This is a genomic window from Pseudorhodobacter sp. MZDSW-24AT, from assembly GCF_002794355.1.
Lineage (GTDB): Bacteria > Pseudomonadota > Alphaproteobacteria > Rhodobacterales > Rhodobacteraceae > Pseudotabrizicola.
In genome coordinates, this window is record NZ_PGOI01000013.1 from 40,709 (window position 1) to 54,727 (window position 14,019).

Below are 14,019 nucleotides of genomic sequence, written 5' to 3' on the forward strand. Positions count from 1 at the left end.
TGCGAAACGCGCGCGCAAGACTCTCGGACGGCCCTCTTGCAAGGGCAACAGAGTTTCGCCTCAGCCCGCAAGATGGCGCAGCCCCTGCGTCACATCCGTCCGCACCGCCAGCCTCAAGCCGGGCTCATCCCCGGCCTTGAGCGCCGCAAGGATCAGGCGGTGGTGTTGCGGCGGCTCTTTGCGGCGCAGGCGCGAATAAAGCGCACGCATCGTCGGCCCCAGCTGCAACCACACCGTCTCACAGATCGCCAGCATCGCAGGGGCCTGTGCCCGCAGATACAGCGTGCGGTGAAATTCCAGATTGGTGCGCACATAGGCCACCGCATCCTGCCGCTGCACCGCTTCGGCGTTCAGCGCATTGATGGCGGCCAAACGGTCGATCAGCGCGAAATGCGCACGCGGCAGCGCCCGCGCCGCCATCTCGGGTTCCAGAAGCGCGCGAATGGCGGCCAGTTCCTCGATACGCTCGGGCGTCAGCTCGGGCGTCGACACCCGCCCCGAGCTGGAAATGGTCAACGCGCCTTCGGCCACCAGACGGCGGATCGCCTCGCGCGCTGGGGTCATCGACACACCATGTTCCTTGGCCAGACCGCGCAAGGTCATCGGTTGACCGGGGCCCACCTCGCCATGCATCACCTGCTGACGCAAGCTGCGATACAGGCGCTCATGCGCGGCGGCGTTGGGGTCTGTCAGGCGGGGCGTGATGGGCATGATCGCCAGCCAAGCACCGCTTTTGCACCGGGGTCAATCCGTCGCATCGCTTTGCGCCCCAAAGACATAGCCATGCAGCGCCTGACCTTCGCTGTGCAACCAGTTGCGCTGCACCTGCCAGCGGGGGAACAGCTGCTCCACCACCGCCCAAAATGCGGGGGAGTGGTTCATCTGCTCCAGATGCGCCACCTCATGCGCCGCGACATAGTCCAGCACCGAGGCAGGGGCCATGATCAGCCGCCATGAGAACATCAACGCCCCGTCCTGCGCGCAAGACCCCCAGCGCGACCGCGTGTCCCGCAGGGTCAGCCGGGTATAGCGGCGCCCCAGCCGGGCCGCATACCGGTCACAGGCCGCAGCCAGACGGTCCCGCGCCATCAGCTTGAGAAAGGCCCCCACCCGTACGCCTGCCTGCGCCGGGTCCCCCGGCACCAGCAGCGAATCACCCTCCAGCCGCACAGATCGCCCGCCGCCTGCCGCCACTTGCCGCAACTGTCCTTCCACCGGCACCCAGTCTCCCACACGCACCACCTGCCGCGTCGGCATCTGGGCAAGGGTCTGCCGGATCCAGCTTTCCTGCGCGGCGGCAAAGCGCAAGGCCTCGGCCTCTTTCGCACGCAGCGGCATCGACAAGGTGACACGGCCATCAAGCCGCGAGACACGCAAGGAAAACCGCTTGCTGCGGGCCGAGCGGCGCAACGTGATCTGAAGGGGGGGCATTCCGGGAATTTGGGGCATAAGTCGCTCTTGCAAGGCCGATCCAGAATAGCCACCTTGACAAAGGTCGCAATGGGGCCAAAAGCCTTTGACAGACGCGGGCCCTTGTGGCAAGCGACGCCATCTTTTCATATCCGTAGCCTTAAGGGAACCACTATGCCCAAGGAAGAATGGGGTACGAAGCGTATTTGCCCGACCACCGGGAAACGCTTCTATGACCTGAACCGCTCGCCGATCATCAGCCCCTATACCGGCGAGGTCGTGGATATCGAATCTGCGCGCCGCAAGATGGCGGCTTCCGTCATCGCGCGGGTTGCCCCCGAAAAAGACGAAGAGGTTCTGGTCGACGATCTGGAAGCCGATGACGATCTGCTGGAAACCGCATCGGATGATGCGGATCTGGATGATGATCTGCTGGAAGACGATGCAGACGACAATGTCTCGCTCGATGAACTGGCCGATGTGGCCGGGGATGAGGACGAGGTCTAAGTATTTGCAAGGGCGTGGGGAAGATTGCAAAAAAACCACTTGCACCCCCCCACGCCCTCGCCTAAATACCGCCCATCGAAACGGAAACGTGACGATACCCGGTGGGGTCATAGCTCAGATGGGAGAGCGCTTGAATGGCATTCAAGAGGTCGGCGGTTCGATCCCGCCTGGCTCCACCAATTTAACAAAAGCCGCCTTCGGGCGGCTTTTTGTTGTTTTGGCTGTTCGGCCTGTCAGTTCAGATCCTTGAGCAGGCGGCCATGGCGGCGCACTTCCGTCAGAACCGCGCCGAATGTGGCAAAACCCATGCCTTGCAGCATCGGCATCAGCTTCAGGAACGCATCGGCGGTGGCGATTGTGTCGCCAATCGCGGTGTGGCGTGCCTCTTCGGGAATCGTCAGCCCCAGACGATGGGTCAGCGCATCAAGGCTGTGAACCGCATGCTGGCCAAACACCACCGCCGACAGCAACACCGTGTCCAGCACCGGATTGTCGAATCGCACCCCCAAGCCCGGCTCCAGACGGCGCAGAAAAGCCATGTCGAAAGGCGCATTATGCGCAACCAGCACCGCGCCCTTGGCAAAGGTGTGAAAGCGCAAGGCCACCTCTTCGATCAGCGGCGCATCCTGCACCATGGCATCGGTGATGCCATGCACCTCGGTCGATGACAGGGGAATCGGGCGGCGCGGATTGACCAGCGTGTTGAACACCTCGCCCTCCACCCGGCGGCCATTCACGACGCGCACGGCTGCGATCTGCACGATCTCATCCCCCTGCCCCGGCAAAAGCCCGGTCGTTTCGGTATCGAACACCACATAGGTCAGATCCGGCAGGCGCGTGTCCTGCACTTTGGCGCTGCGCGCCTTGGACAACAGATCAAAGTCGTAAACCACCGGGCGCGCAATCGGCTCGGGTCGGCGCACCACACGGCGGGCTTGCGGAATCGGCATGCACAGGCTGTTTTCAGCCGCACCCACGGCCTCGGGCCAGATTTCGGTGGCATGGCCTTCCAGAACCGAGCGGCGCGGCAAGGCCGTCAGCCCCGGTTCCAGCGGCGCATCCAGCCAACGCTCCAGCTCTGCCATCGGCAGCGCAGGCCCCTGCCAGATCAGCCGGATCAGCGCGCCGGTGCCGTCTTCTTCCACCGTCAGCCGAAAGGCCCGCGCAAGGCCCGCCTGCGCGATGGCATCGGTCAGTCCCGACAGCAGCGCAATCACCTCAAACGCATTGCATCGCAGCAGCAGCGCATCGGCGCGTGTCTCCACGCCAAGGCCTGCCCCTTCCATCCGCGCGCGCAGACTGTCCAGCAGATCCGAGGCGCGGATCATCGCCAGCGTCCATCCCTCGCCGCGCCCTTCGTCATGGCGGCGGCTCAGATCGGTGACGGCAGCGGTCAGGGTGGCCACCTCTTCGCGCAGCGCAGTGTCCAGCCGCCCGGGGCCAGCAGCCCCTTCCGGAATCGCCGCAAGAAGAGTGCTCAGGTTGGCAGCGGGGCGGCGCACCCGATCAAACACCTCCGTCAAAAGCGCCTCGCGCCGTGTGTGGGCGGCATGCTCGACGGTGACATCCCGCAACGTCAGCACATACCCCGGCAGGGCGCCCTCCTCGGCCGCCATCAGACGCATCCGGGCCGAAAGCACCCGGTTCCCCGCCCGCGTGGCGCACAGGATGTCAGACGCCGCGTCCGTGTCGCCTGTGGCCATCAGGCGCTCATGCGCCAAAAGGATCGGGCCTTCCCGCAGATAATCGAACAGGCGACGGTCCAAGCCGGGGGTGGCCAGACCGGCACCCATCAGATCCACCGCCTGCCCGTTGTAAAAGACCAGCGCATGATCGCCCGAGCACAGGACGACCCCGGCATCGACATCCGAAAGCAGCGTCTCCAGCCGCGCCTTTTCCCCGGACAAACGCGTGGTCTCCCGCGCCACAGCCTCGGCCAGCGCCGTGCGGGTTTCCTGAAGCGTCGCGGCGGCGGCCTTTGCCGCCGGGGCCAGATCCCCCAGATAGGCCGCAATATTCGCGTCAATCCCGCCGTTGGCATCGGAATGCGCCCGCACCCGCAAGGCCCCGGCCAGCTGGTCGATGGGCTTGGCCACATTCAGGTCGAACAGATACCAGACCCATGCCAGCCCCCCCAGACTGGCGAATGCAGCCACCACACCGCTTTGCACAAACGCATCCAGTGCGGCGGCGTCGCCCAATCGCTGATAGCCCAGCACCAGACCGGTCACGAGAGCGGCAAGCACCACCGCTGCCAGCCCTGCAAACAGCAGGAAAAGGCGCAGGCGCAGCGACAGGCGCAACAGCACCGCCTAGCCCTCCGACACAAGAAGCCGCCGCACCTCTGCCCGCAATTCCTTCAACTCGAAGGGCTTCGAGATGAACCCATCCGCACCAAGCGCCAGCCCCTTGCGCCGCTCGATGGCCGATCCGCGCGCGGTCATCATCAGGATCTTCACATCCGAAAGCGCAGGGTCCAGCCGCACGCCTTGGCAGATTTCATAGCCTGAAACCTCGGGCAGCATCACATCCAGCAGCACCAGATCGGGGCGCGTGTCCCGGATGCGCGCCAGCGCCTCGGCCCCATTGGCGATCCGGTCATGCTCATAGCCTTCGCGGGTCATCAGATAATCCAGCGCGATGGCGATATTGTCCTCATCCTCGACCACAAGCACCCGATGCCGCTTTGCCGCTGGGGTTGTCATCCCACCCTCCCTGTCAGGCTGTTCCGCAGGCCGTGGCCTGAAACTGGTCATTTTCTGCCGCCGTCACCCAATCGGTCCCCTGCAACTGGCCGTCTTCGGTGATCGAGATGCCTTCGGTCACCAGAACCTGCCGCCCCGCGGCGCAATCGAACACCATCAGCGTGTTGTCCATCGGCTGCCAGCGGACGAAGTTGAACAGTTGCGCCATGCGCAGATTGGCATTGTTGGGATGCGCGGCGATGTCGCGGGTGTTCATGGCGATAAAGCGCGTGGTCATCGGGGCCGCCATCGTCCAAGGCCGCAGGGCAGAGACCTCTTGCGACTGCCAGACCACCGTCATTCCTTCGGGCAATTCGGCGCTGACGCGGTCAAACCAGTTGTATTCCAGATAGACCGTCGTTCCGATCAACCCAAGCGCCGCCGCCGCGCTGACGGTCCAGGCGGGCAGTGCGCGCCCCGACAAACGGCGCACAAGGTGCATCATGCCTCCACAGGCAAAGGCGGCGATGATCGCAGCGACAAGTTCAAAGGCCATTCAGGGCGTCTCCGGCAGTCAGTTTCGGGCACCGCGGGCCTGACCCACGGCAGATTGCATGGTGCGCACCACCACAAAGGCATCGCGCAAGTGGCTTCGTTCAAAGTCCGACATGTCGGAGGGCGCAAGGAAATTGTCCGGCTTGCGCCCCGACCGCACAAGGCGCGCCTGACTTTCCAGCCGGGTCTGTGCGATCAGATCATAGGCCTCGATCAGATCCCGCGCGCCCGAAACGCTGATCACCCCGGCCGCCTCGGCGGCGTCCAGCCGGGCGCGGGTGTTCACCGCCTCCAGTTGTCCGATCAGCGCGTAGATGCGGCCAAGGTCCACCACCGGAACCACGCCGTTCAGCTTCATGTCGATGTGGTTCTTGTATTCGCCCGAACGGATGGTGGCAAAGCCACGCAGCAGCCCCAGCGGCGGCGTATGTTTCAGGCTGTTGCTGATCATATGCGCAACAAAGATCGAGTTGCGCGCCGCCATGTCCAGCGTCTCATGCTGAAGGTCAGTGAACAGGCTGGGCTGACCGCCAATCGGGCGCAGATCGAACATCACCGAAGACAGCATTTGCGCCATCGGGTCGGGGGTCTGCACCCATTTGTGGAAATAGCCGCGCCACACGGTCATCCGCTGGCACCACTGCGGATTGGTCGCCATCATATCGCCGGGGCAATAGACATAGCCACAGGCATGCAAACCGTCCGACACGATCTTGGCCAGATCCTGGAAATAGCCCATGTCGTCCTCGGTGGCGCGGTCATCGATCATCAGGCAATTGTCCTGATCTGAAACCCCCGTCTGCTCTTGCCGCCCTTGGCTGCCACAGGCCAGCCACAGATAGGGCACCGGCGCTGGCCCCAGCTCAGCCTCGGCCATCGCCAGCAGGCGGCGGGTCACGGTGTCCGCCACATCGGTGATCAGCCGTGTCACCACCTCATGCGCGCTGTTGCCGCCCACCAGCTGCACCAACAGGCGCGGAATGCGCGCCGTGACAGCCGCCATCTCTGCCACCGTCTCGGCCGTGGCCGCATCGCGCACCAGCTGGGCCGAGCTGACGGCCTGAAACCGGGTCAGGTCGGTCTGGGTGATCATACCCACAAGCCTGCCCTGCTCGACCACAGGCAAATGCCCGATCCGACGCTCCAGCATGATGTGCAGGATGTCAGATCCCAAAGACTCCGGGCGCAAGGCAATCGGATCCGCCGTCATCACCTCGGCAACCGGGGTGGCAGGGTCCAACCCATCGGCAAGCACCCGGTTGGTCATGTCGCGCGTGGTCAGGATGCCCAGAAACCGCCCCTCCTCCACCACGCCCAGCGAGGAAACCTTGGCGTCCCGCATCTTTTGCGCCGCCATCCGCACCGTCTCGGTCGGTCCCACGACCACCGGCTTGCGCGCCATCAGGTCGCCCACCTTCTGCAAGGTCAGATCCCCGCCACGGCTCTCATGCCCGCGGCCCCGGCTGAAGAACCGCTCAAAGGCGGGAGAGCTGGCAATCAGGCGCCGGTATTCCAGCACGGGCAGCAACAACAGAACGGTGTCTTCCATCGTCCGCGCATGGGTCACGGCCAGCCCGTCCCGCGCCAGCCCCCGCTCGCCAAAGCTGTTGCGCGGCCCCAGAAGCGAGATCACCTGCCCCGAAGGCTCCTGCACCTCGACCGAACCGCGCTTGACCAGATACAGCCCCTTGAGCGGTTCGCCCGCCCGGTAAACCTCTTCACCGGCGGCATAGTCCCTGCGGCTGAAAGACGTGGCGACACGCACCAATTCGTCCCGCGGCAGGGTGTCGTAAGGATGGACCGTTTCCAGAAATCCGATGATCGTGTGCAGCGGGTGATCCATGGCGGTGGTCCTTGAAAGAGGCGCGCCCCCGGCCGGAACCGGGGGCGCAGCGATGGCTTAGTGGGCGTGCGCCTTACCCGCACCTTTCGGCACGCGGATCGACTGGATCAGATCCTGCACGTCCTGCGGCGGAGCCTTGGTCATCATCGACACCAGATAGGCGCTCGCGAAGTTCAGGATCGCGCCAATCGGGCCAAAGGCTGCGGGCGAAATGCCCATCCAATGTGCGTCCGGGGTGTTCGGCAGCATGTTGGTGCCCGGGATGAAGAACCAGCCCAGATAGATGAAGATGTAGACGGCGGTCGAGACCAGACCGACGATCATCCCCACGATCGCGCCTTCCTTGGTGACGACGGTCGAGAAGATCCCCATCATCAGCACCGGGAAGATCGTCGCAGCTGCCAGACCGAAGGCCAAGGCCACCACCTGCGCGGCAAAGCCGGGCGGGTCAAGGCCAAGCCAGGTCGCCAGCACGATGGCAAAGGCCATCGAGATGCGGGCTGCCAGCAGTTCGCCCTTTTCGCTGATATCGGGCTTCAAGGCGCCCTTGATCAGGTCGTGGCTGATGGCCGAGGAAATGGCCAGCAACAGGCCCGCTGCGGTGGACAAAGCCGCCGCCAGACCACCTGCCGCCACAAGTGCGATCACCCAACCCGGCAGAGCCGCGATTTCAGGGTTCGCAAGAACCATGATGTCGTTGTTGACGGTGGTCAGCTCGTTGCCGACGATGCCCTGAGCCGCCAAAGACTGACCGCCCAAGTTGGTTTCAGCCAGAACCGCATCCCGTGCGGTGATGGCGGCGGCAACGGCGGCTTCCAGCGGGGCCTTGTCCGCGTCGGCCGCAGCAGCAGCAAGCGCAGCATTGGCATCGGTCACGGCCTTGTTGGCAGCCACCAGCGGCGCAGGCTCGTTGAAGTATTGGATCAGCCCGTCGCCGTTCTTGTCAGAGAACGCCAGAAGACCGGTCTTTTCCCAGTTGCGGATCCACGCCAGATCCGGGTTGCTGTCGATTTCGGCGATAGACAGCGCAGGCGCGCTGAAGGTTTCGCCCTGAACCGCGCCGGGCCAGAAGGTGGTGGTGATGTTCAGACGCGCCATCGACCCGACTGCCGGAGCAACCGTGTAGAGCAGTGCGATGAACACCAGTGCCCAGCCCGCCGAGATCCGGGCGTCAGACACTTTGGCCACGGTGAAGAAGCGGATGATCACGTGCGGCAGACCCGCGGTGCCGATCATCAGCGACATGGTCACAAGGAACATGTTCAGCATGTTCGAGGTGTCAGCGGTATAGGCCGCAAACCCAAGGTCCGTCACCACCTGGTCAAGCTTGTCCAGGAAGTAGACATCGCCACCGCTTGGCGCATAGCCGCCGATCAGACCCAGCTGCGGAATGACATTGCCCGTCAGGCTGAGCGAGATGAACAGCGCCGGCACCGTATAGGCGCAGATCAGCACCACATATTGTGCCACCTGCGTATAGGTGATGCCTTTCATACCGCCGAACACGGCATAGGCGAACACCACTGCCGAACCGATCAGCAGACCGGTGGTGGTCGACACTTCAAGGAAGCGGGCAAAGGTCACGCCCACGCCCACCATCTGGCCGATGACGTAGGTGATCGAGATCACCAGAAGGCAGATCACCGCCACCATGCGGGCCGAGGTGGAATAGAAGCGGTCGCCCACGAATTCCGGCACGGTGAACTTGCCGAACTTGCGCAGATACGGGGCGAGCAGCAGGGCAAGCAGCACATAGCCGCCGGTCCAGCCCATCAGGAAGACCGAGTTGTTGTAACCGCCAAAGGCGATCAGACCGGCCATCGAGATGAACGAGGCCGCCGACATCCAGTCAGCCGCCGTTGCCATGCCGTTGACCACGGGGCCAACGCCTTGGCCTGCCGCGTAGAATTCGGCGGTGGACCCTGCACGGGCCCAGAACGCGATACCGAAATACAGCGCGAAAGACAGGCCGATGACGATAAGGTTAAGGGTAAACTGATCCATCTGCCCCCCCCCTTACTCGTCGACGCCGTGGTCGCGGTCGATCTTGTTCATCTTGGCCGCATAGGCAAAGATCAACACGAGGAACACGTAGATCGACCCGTTCTGGGCGAACCAGAAGCCAAGGTCAGCACCCCCGATCGAAATGCCCGAAAGCGCGGGCCGCAACAGAATACCGATACCGAACGAGCAGATGAACCAGATCGCGAGTGAGATATAGATCACGCGCAGGTTCGCGGCCCAATAGGCGCTGGACGATGATTTGTCCGCCATGAAAGCAACTCCCTGAGTTTTTTCTCCACACCCGCACCCCCTCGGGATGCAGGCCTCCCCTTAGTGCGCCGTCACCTGCCCGATGATGGACCCAAGACGCCCCCGGATCGCGGCGATGTCACCCATCGCATCGATCCGCTCCAGCACGCCCTTGTCCGCGTAATAGGTGATCAGCGGTGCCGTCTGCGCATGATAGGCTTTCAGCCTTTCCCGCACGGTCTCGGCGTTATCGTCGGCCCGGCGCTTGAACGCCGTGCCGCCGCATTTGTCGCAAGTGCCCGCCACCGCGGGCTGCTTGAATTCATCATGATAACCTTCGCCGCAGCCGCCACAGGTGTAACGCCCTGCGACACGCCCGATCATGGCCTCGTCATCCACCTCCAGGCTGATGACGGCGTTCACCCGCTGCCCGGCCTCGGCCAAAAGACCGTCAAGCGCCACCGCCTGCCCATCGGTGCGCGGGAAACCGTCAAGGATGATGCCGCGCGCCACATCGGGCTGGCGCAGCCGGTCTTTCAGGATCGCCAGAACGATGGCATCGCTGACAAGCCCCCCGGCCTCCATCACCGCCTTGGCCTGCTGGCCCGCCGCACTCCCCGAGGCCGCAGCGGCGCGCAACAGATCCCCGGTCGACAGCTGGACCAGACCGAAATCCTCTTCCAGCATCCGCGCTTGCGTGCCCTTGCCTGCCCCGGGCGGGCCCAGCAGGATCAGAACCATCGGGGAGGTCATGTCGCGCACCGCCCTCAGCCCCGGTTCATCCGGTTTTCGATCAGCTCATCCACCACCGACGGATCGGCCAGCGTCGAGGTGTCGCCCAAGGCCCCGAAGTCGTTCTCGGCGATCTTGCGCAGGATGCGCCGCATGATCTTGCCCGAACGGGTTTTCGGCAGACCCGGCGCCCATTGGATCAGATCCGGCTTGGCGATCGGACCAATCTCGGTGCGGACCCAAGCCTCCAGCTCCTTGCGCAACTCGGGCGTCGGATGGATGCCGTTCATCAAGGTCACATAGGCATAGATCCCCTGCCCCTTGATGTCATGCGGATAGCCCACCACCGCCGCCTCGGCCACGGCCTCATGCGCCACCAGCGCCGATTCCACCTCAGCCGTCCCCATCCGGTGGCCCGAGACGTTGATCACGTCATCCACCCGCCCGGTGATCCAGTAATCCCCATCCGCATCGCGGCGGCAGCCGTCACCGGTGAAGTAATAGCCGCGATACTGCGCGAAATAGGCCTCTTCGAACCGCGCGTGATCGCCCCACAGAGTGCGCATCATCCCCGGCCAAGCATCGGCGATGCACAAGACGCCTTCGGCGGCGGGCGCGGTCTGCACTTCGGCATTGGCCGGGTCCAGCACCACCGGCTTGATCCCGAAGAACGGCTTGGTGGCCGCACCGGGCTTTTGCGCAATCGCGCCGGGCAGCGGGGTGATCAGATGCCCGCCCGTCTCGGTCTGCCAGAACGTGTCCACGATCGGGCATTTCCCCTTGCCGACATGGGTGTTGTACCAGTTCCACGCCTCGGGGTTGATCGGCTCGCCCACCGAACCCAAAAGCTTCAGCGACGACAGGTCATGCTTTTCCACCCATTCCGCACCCAGCCCCATCAGGCTGCGGATCGCAGTCGGCGCTGTGTAGAACTGGTTGACCTTGTGCTTGGCGCAAACCTCCCAGAAGCGCCCGGCATCGGGATAGGTCGGCACGCCCTCGAACATGATCGTGGTCGCGCCATTCGCCAGCGGGCCATAGATGATGTAGCTGTGCCCCGTCACCCAACCCACATCGGCGGTGCACCAGAACACATCCCCATCATGGTAATCAAAGGTGTATTGATGCGTCATCGACGCATAGACCAGATAGCCGCCCGAGGTGTGCACCACCCCCTTCGGGCGCCCGGTAGACCCCGAGGTGTAAAGGATGAACAGCGGATCTTCCGCTCCCACCTCGACATAGGGGCAATAGGGCTTGGCGGCGGCCATTTCCGCCTTCACATCCACATCGCGCCCGTCGATCCAAGTGGTCTGGTCGCCGGTGTGCTTGACCACAAGGCATTTCACCCGGTCCGAGCAATCGAACAGCGCCTTGTCGGTGTTGGATTTCAGCGCCGTCTTCTTGCCGCCGCGCGGGGCGAAGTCGGCGGTGATCACCACCTTGGCGTCCGAGTCGTTGATCCGGTTGGCCAGCGCATCGGGCGAGAAGCCCGCAAACACCACCGAATGAATGGCCCCGATCCGCGCGCAGGCCAGCATCGCATAGGCCGCCTCGGGGATCATCGGCAGATACAGCACCACGCGGTCGCCTTTGGTCACGCCCTGCGCCTTGAGCACATTCGCCATCCGCGAGGTGTTTTCCAGCAACTGGCGATAGGTGATGTGCTGCGCCGGTGTCTTCGGATCATCCGGCTCCCAGATGATCGCGGTCTGATCGGCCCGCGTCAGCATATGGCGGTCGATGCAATTGGCGCTGACGTTCAGCGTGCCATCCTCGAACCATTTGATCGAGACATCACCGAAATCGAACCGCGTGTTCTTCACCTTGGTGAACGGCTTGATCCAATCCACCCGCTGCGCCTCAGCGGCCCAAAAGGCATCCGGATCGCTGACAGAGGCTTCATACATCCGCGCATAGCCTTCGGCATCCACATGTGCCTTGGCGATGAAATCGGGCGAAGCGGTGTAAACGCCCGATGCTGAAGCCTGATCTGTCATATCTTGTCTCCTCTTCGCAGGCCGCAACCGACCCGTTCCTTGCAGGCTTGGCGCATGCGATCCGCACCCAAAGCCGCCCTCTACCCGTAATCAGTCTACTCCTTGGTCAATTTTAATGTAACCCCTTTTGTTAAATGGATATTTCTGTAAATTAGTTTTCCAAATACATGTCAAAAATGTAAATTCCAGAAAATTTGCAGAAATTTGACAAGGCTTTTCAAAGTCCTGCCAGATCACGGGGCGGTGATCGGCGCAGGACGGAGCCACGCAGGCAAAAGAGGGGTTTCAGAGACCGGTTTACGCGGCGTCCGGGCGGAAAACCTCACCGCCTTGCGTTCCGAATCATGCTGGCGCTAACGGGCGGCCTCTGCCGCATCGACACTGTCAAGATCGGGCAGAAAGCTCACCAACGGCGCACGCGCCCCTTGCGCCATCAGCGCCCGGCGCACCTCAGGCCGCGCGCCGATCAGATAAAGCTGCCCGCCTTTGCGCGCCACCTTATGCGCCAAAAGCTCAAAGGACCGCGCGCCCGAGGAATCGACGAAAGGCACATCGCTGAAATCCACCACAAAGGCGCGCGGATACTCCGCGATCCGGTCCAGCACACCGCCCAACCGCGCCGCCGCGCCAAAGAAATAAGGCCCCCGCAAGCGATAGACCACACGGTTCCGGTTGGCGCCATCAGTGGGTGCCACCTCCGGGGTCTCGGCCGTCTCCACCTCGGCCGTCTCCGACATCCGCCGGATGAACACCAGCCCCCCCAAGGCAAAGCCCACGATGATGCCTTCGGTCAGGTCGCGGAAAACCACCAGCAGGAAGGTCACCACCACCACCATCGCATCCCCTTTCGAGGATTTCAGCAGCCCCCAGAATTCCTCTTTCTCGGCCATGTTCCATGCGACAACGGCCAGCAACCCCGCCAACGCCGCCAAGGGGATAAAGGCCGCCAGCGGCGCCGCGACCAGCATGAAGGCCAGAACGAACAGCGCATGCAGCATCCCCGACACCGGCCCCCGGCTGCCCGCCCGCACATTCGTCGCCGTGCGGGCAATCGTGCCCGTCACGCAGAACCCACCAAACAAGGCCGACCCCATATTGGCCACCCCTTGCGCCACCAACTCGGCATTGCTGCGGTGCTGGCGTCCGCTCATGCCATCCGCGACAACCGCCGAAAGCAGCGATTCAATCGCCCCCAGCAGGGTAAAGCTGATCGCAAAGGGCAAGGCCGCCAACAGCGCCTCGGCGCTGAGCATGGGCAGGGCGGGCAAAGGCGGCAAACGCGGCAAAGCCCCAAAGCGCGACCCGATGGTCTCGACCGGCAGCCCCGTCACCGCCACGCCCGCCGCCGCCACGACTATGGCAATCAACAGGCTTGGCCAACCCGGCCGCAAGCGCTTCAGCCCAAGGATCAGCGCAATGGTCGCCACAGCCACCGCAACGGCAGCGGCAGAGGCCGTGCCGCGCGCGGCCCAAAGCGCGCTGACCTTTTGCAGGATCTCGGCCGGTTCCTGTGAAGGAAGCGTCAGCCCGAACAGATCCTTCATCTGGCTGGCAAAGATGATCACCGCGATCCCTGCGGTAAAGCCCACGGTCACCGGATAGGGGATGAACTTGATATAGGTGCCCAACCGCAGCGCCCCCGCCGCCACCAGAAACAGGCCCGACAGAAACGTAGCCAGAATCAGCCCCTGAAGGCCGATCTGCATGACGCAGGCAGACACCAGCACGATAAAGGCCCCCGCAGGTCCGCCGATCTGAAAGCGGCTTCCCCCCAAGGCCGAGACCAGAAACCCTCCGATGATCGTGGTGTAAAGTCCCCGCTCCGGCCCCACGCCGCTTGCAATGGCAATCGCCATCGACAGCGGCAAAGCGACGATCGCCACCGTCAGCCCCGCCAGCACATCCGCCCGGAAATCCTGCGCGGAATAGCCTTCGCGCACCACCGTCACCAGTTTCGGAAGAAACTCGGATGCCTGCTCGCGGCCCCTGTTGTGTGGCATGCTCGTCATGATGTCGCCCGGTCCCTTGCCTCTGG

At 63.6% G+C, this 14,019-nt stretch carries 12 protein-coding genes and 1 tRNA gene; 2 read left to right on the plus strand and 11 right to left on the minus strand.

Features of this window, described 5'->3' with window-relative positions; genetic code table 11:
- Positions 1-60: 60 nt before the first annotated feature.
- On the minus strand, positions 61-711 hold the full coding sequence (locus CUR21_RS16905) for a GntR family transcriptional regulator (protein WP_100198250.1): 651 nt from the start codon (positions 709-711) through the stop codon (positions 61-63).
- 33 nt (positions 712-744) lie between these two features.
- Positions 745-1,449, minus strand: a complete 705-nt coding sequence (locus CUR21_RS16910; RefSeq protein WP_100198251.1) for a M48 family metallopeptidase — start codon at positions 1,447-1,449, stop codon at positions 745-747.
- A 135-nt stretch (positions 1,450-1,584) separates the two neighbouring features.
- Between CUR21_RS16910 and CUR21_RS16915 the strand changes: the two genes are divergently transcribed.
- Both CUR21_RS16915 and CUR21_RS16920 read left to right on the plus strand, forming a co-directional pair.
- Entirely contained in the window at positions 1,585-1,917 is a 333-nt protein-coding gene (locus tag CUR21_RS16915; RefSeq protein ID WP_100198252.1) for a TIGR02300 family protein, read from the plus strand.
- Positions 1,918-2,020: 103 nt separating this feature from the next.
- Positions 2,021-2,096 (plus strand) — tRNA-Ala (locus CUR21_RS16920).
- A gap of 54 nt (positions 2,097-2,150) precedes the next feature.
- On the opposite strand, the gene CUR21_RS16925 is transcribed toward CUR21_RS16920, so the two are convergent.
- From CUR21_RS16925 to CUR21_RS16965, 9 genes are all read right to left on the minus strand, one after another.
- Positions 2,151-4,226 (minus strand): exonuclease domain-containing protein, encoded by a 2,076-nt coding sequence (locus CUR21_RS16925; protein WP_100198253.1) that lies wholly within the window; start codon positions 4,224-4,226, stop codon positions 2,151-2,153.
- Between the two features lie 3 nt (positions 4,227-4,229).
- Positions 4,230-4,622 carry a response regulator transcription factor gene (locus CUR21_RS16930; RefSeq protein ID WP_100198254.1) on the minus strand — a complete coding sequence of 131 codons (393 nt, stop codon included), beginning with the start codon at positions 4,620-4,622 and terminating at the stop codon, positions 4,230-4,232.
- A 13-nt stretch (positions 4,623-4,635) separates the two neighbouring features.
- On the minus strand, positions 4,636-5,157 hold the full coding sequence (locus CUR21_RS16935) for a hypothetical protein (RefSeq protein ID WP_100198255.1): 522 nt from the start codon (positions 5,155-5,157) through the stop codon (positions 4,636-4,638).
- A gap of 18 nt (positions 5,158-5,175) precedes the next feature.
- Positions 5,176-6,999: a DUF294 nucleotidyltransferase-like domain-containing protein gene (locus CUR21_RS16940; protein WP_100198256.1), complete on the minus strand. Its 1,824-nt coding sequence runs from the start codon at positions 6,997-6,999 to the stop codon at positions 5,176-5,178.
- A 57-nt stretch (positions 7,000-7,056) separates the two neighbouring features.
- Positions 7,057-9,003, minus strand: a complete 1,947-nt coding sequence (locus tag CUR21_RS16945; protein WP_100198257.1) for a sodium:solute symporter family protein — start codon at positions 9,001-9,003, stop codon at positions 7,057-7,059.
- 12 nt (positions 9,004-9,015) lie between these two features.
- A complete protein-coding gene (locus tag CUR21_RS16950) occupies positions 9,016-9,273 on the minus strand; it encodes a DUF4212 domain-containing protein (RefSeq protein WP_100198258.1) in 258 nt (85 codons plus the stop codon).
- A 60-nt stretch (positions 9,274-9,333) separates the two neighbouring features.
- Positions 9,334-10,005, minus strand: a complete 672-nt coding sequence (locus tag CUR21_RS16955) for an adenylate kinase (protein WP_100198259.1) — start codon at positions 10,003-10,005, stop codon at positions 9,334-9,336.
- Positions 10,006-10,019: 14 nt separating this feature from the next.
- Entirely contained in the window at positions 10,020-11,984 is a 1,965-nt protein-coding gene (gene acs / locus CUR21_RS16960) for an acetate--CoA ligase (protein ID WP_100198260.1), read from the minus strand.
- 353 nt (positions 11,985-12,337) lie between these two features.
- On the minus strand, positions 12,338-13,984 hold the full coding sequence (locus CUR21_RS16965; protein WP_100198261.1) for a SulP family inorganic anion transporter: 1,647 nt from the start codon (positions 13,982-13,984) through the stop codon (positions 12,338-12,340).
- Positions 13,985-14,019 lie beyond the last annotated feature (35 nt).

Bases quoted from the DNA above. Each gene is read 5' to 3' on its own strand.
- CUR21_RS16915 (WP_100198252.1), top strand. From the start codon at position 1,585: ATGCCCAAGGAAGAATGGGGTACGAAGCGTATTTGCCCGACCACCGGG.
- CUR21_RS16955 (WP_100198259.1), bottom strand. From the start codon at position 10,005: ATGACCTCCCCGATGGTTCTGATCCTGCTGGGCCCGCCCGGGGCAGGC.
- CUR21_RS16910 (WP_100198251.1), bottom strand. From the start codon at position 1,449: ATGCCCCAAATTCCCGGAATGCCCCCCCTTCAGATCACGTTGCGCCGC.
- CUR21_RS16965 (WP_100198261.1), bottom strand. From the start codon at position 13,984: ATGCCACACAACAGGGGCCGCGAGCAGGCATCCGAGTTTCTTCCGAAA.
- CUR21_RS16905 (WP_100198250.1), bottom strand. From the start codon at position 711: ATGCCCATCACGCCCCGCCTGACAGACCCCAACGCCGCCGCGCATGAG.
- CUR21_RS16940 (WP_100198256.1), bottom strand. From the start codon at position 6,999: ATGGATCACCCGCTGCACACGATCATCGGATTTCTGGAAACGGTCCAT.
- CUR21_RS16945 (WP_100198257.1), bottom strand. From the start codon at position 9,003: ATGGATCAGTTTACCCTTAACCTTATCGTCATCGGCCTGTCTTTCGCG.
- CUR21_RS16930 (WP_100198254.1), bottom strand. From the start codon at position 4,622: ATGACAACCCCAGCGGCAAAGCGGCATCGGGTGCTTGTGGTCGAGGAT.
- acs (WP_100198260.1), bottom strand. From the start codon at position 11,984: ATGACAGATCAGGCTTCAGCATCGGGCGTTTACACCGCTTCGCCCGAT.
- CUR21_RS16950 (WP_100198258.1), bottom strand. From the start codon at position 9,273: ATGGCGGACAAATCATCGTCCAGCGCCTATTGGGCCGCGAACCTGCGC.
- CUR21_RS16935 (WP_100198255.1), bottom strand. From the start codon at position 5,157: ATGGCCTTTGAACTTGTCGCTGCGATCATCGCCGCCTTTGCCTGTGGA.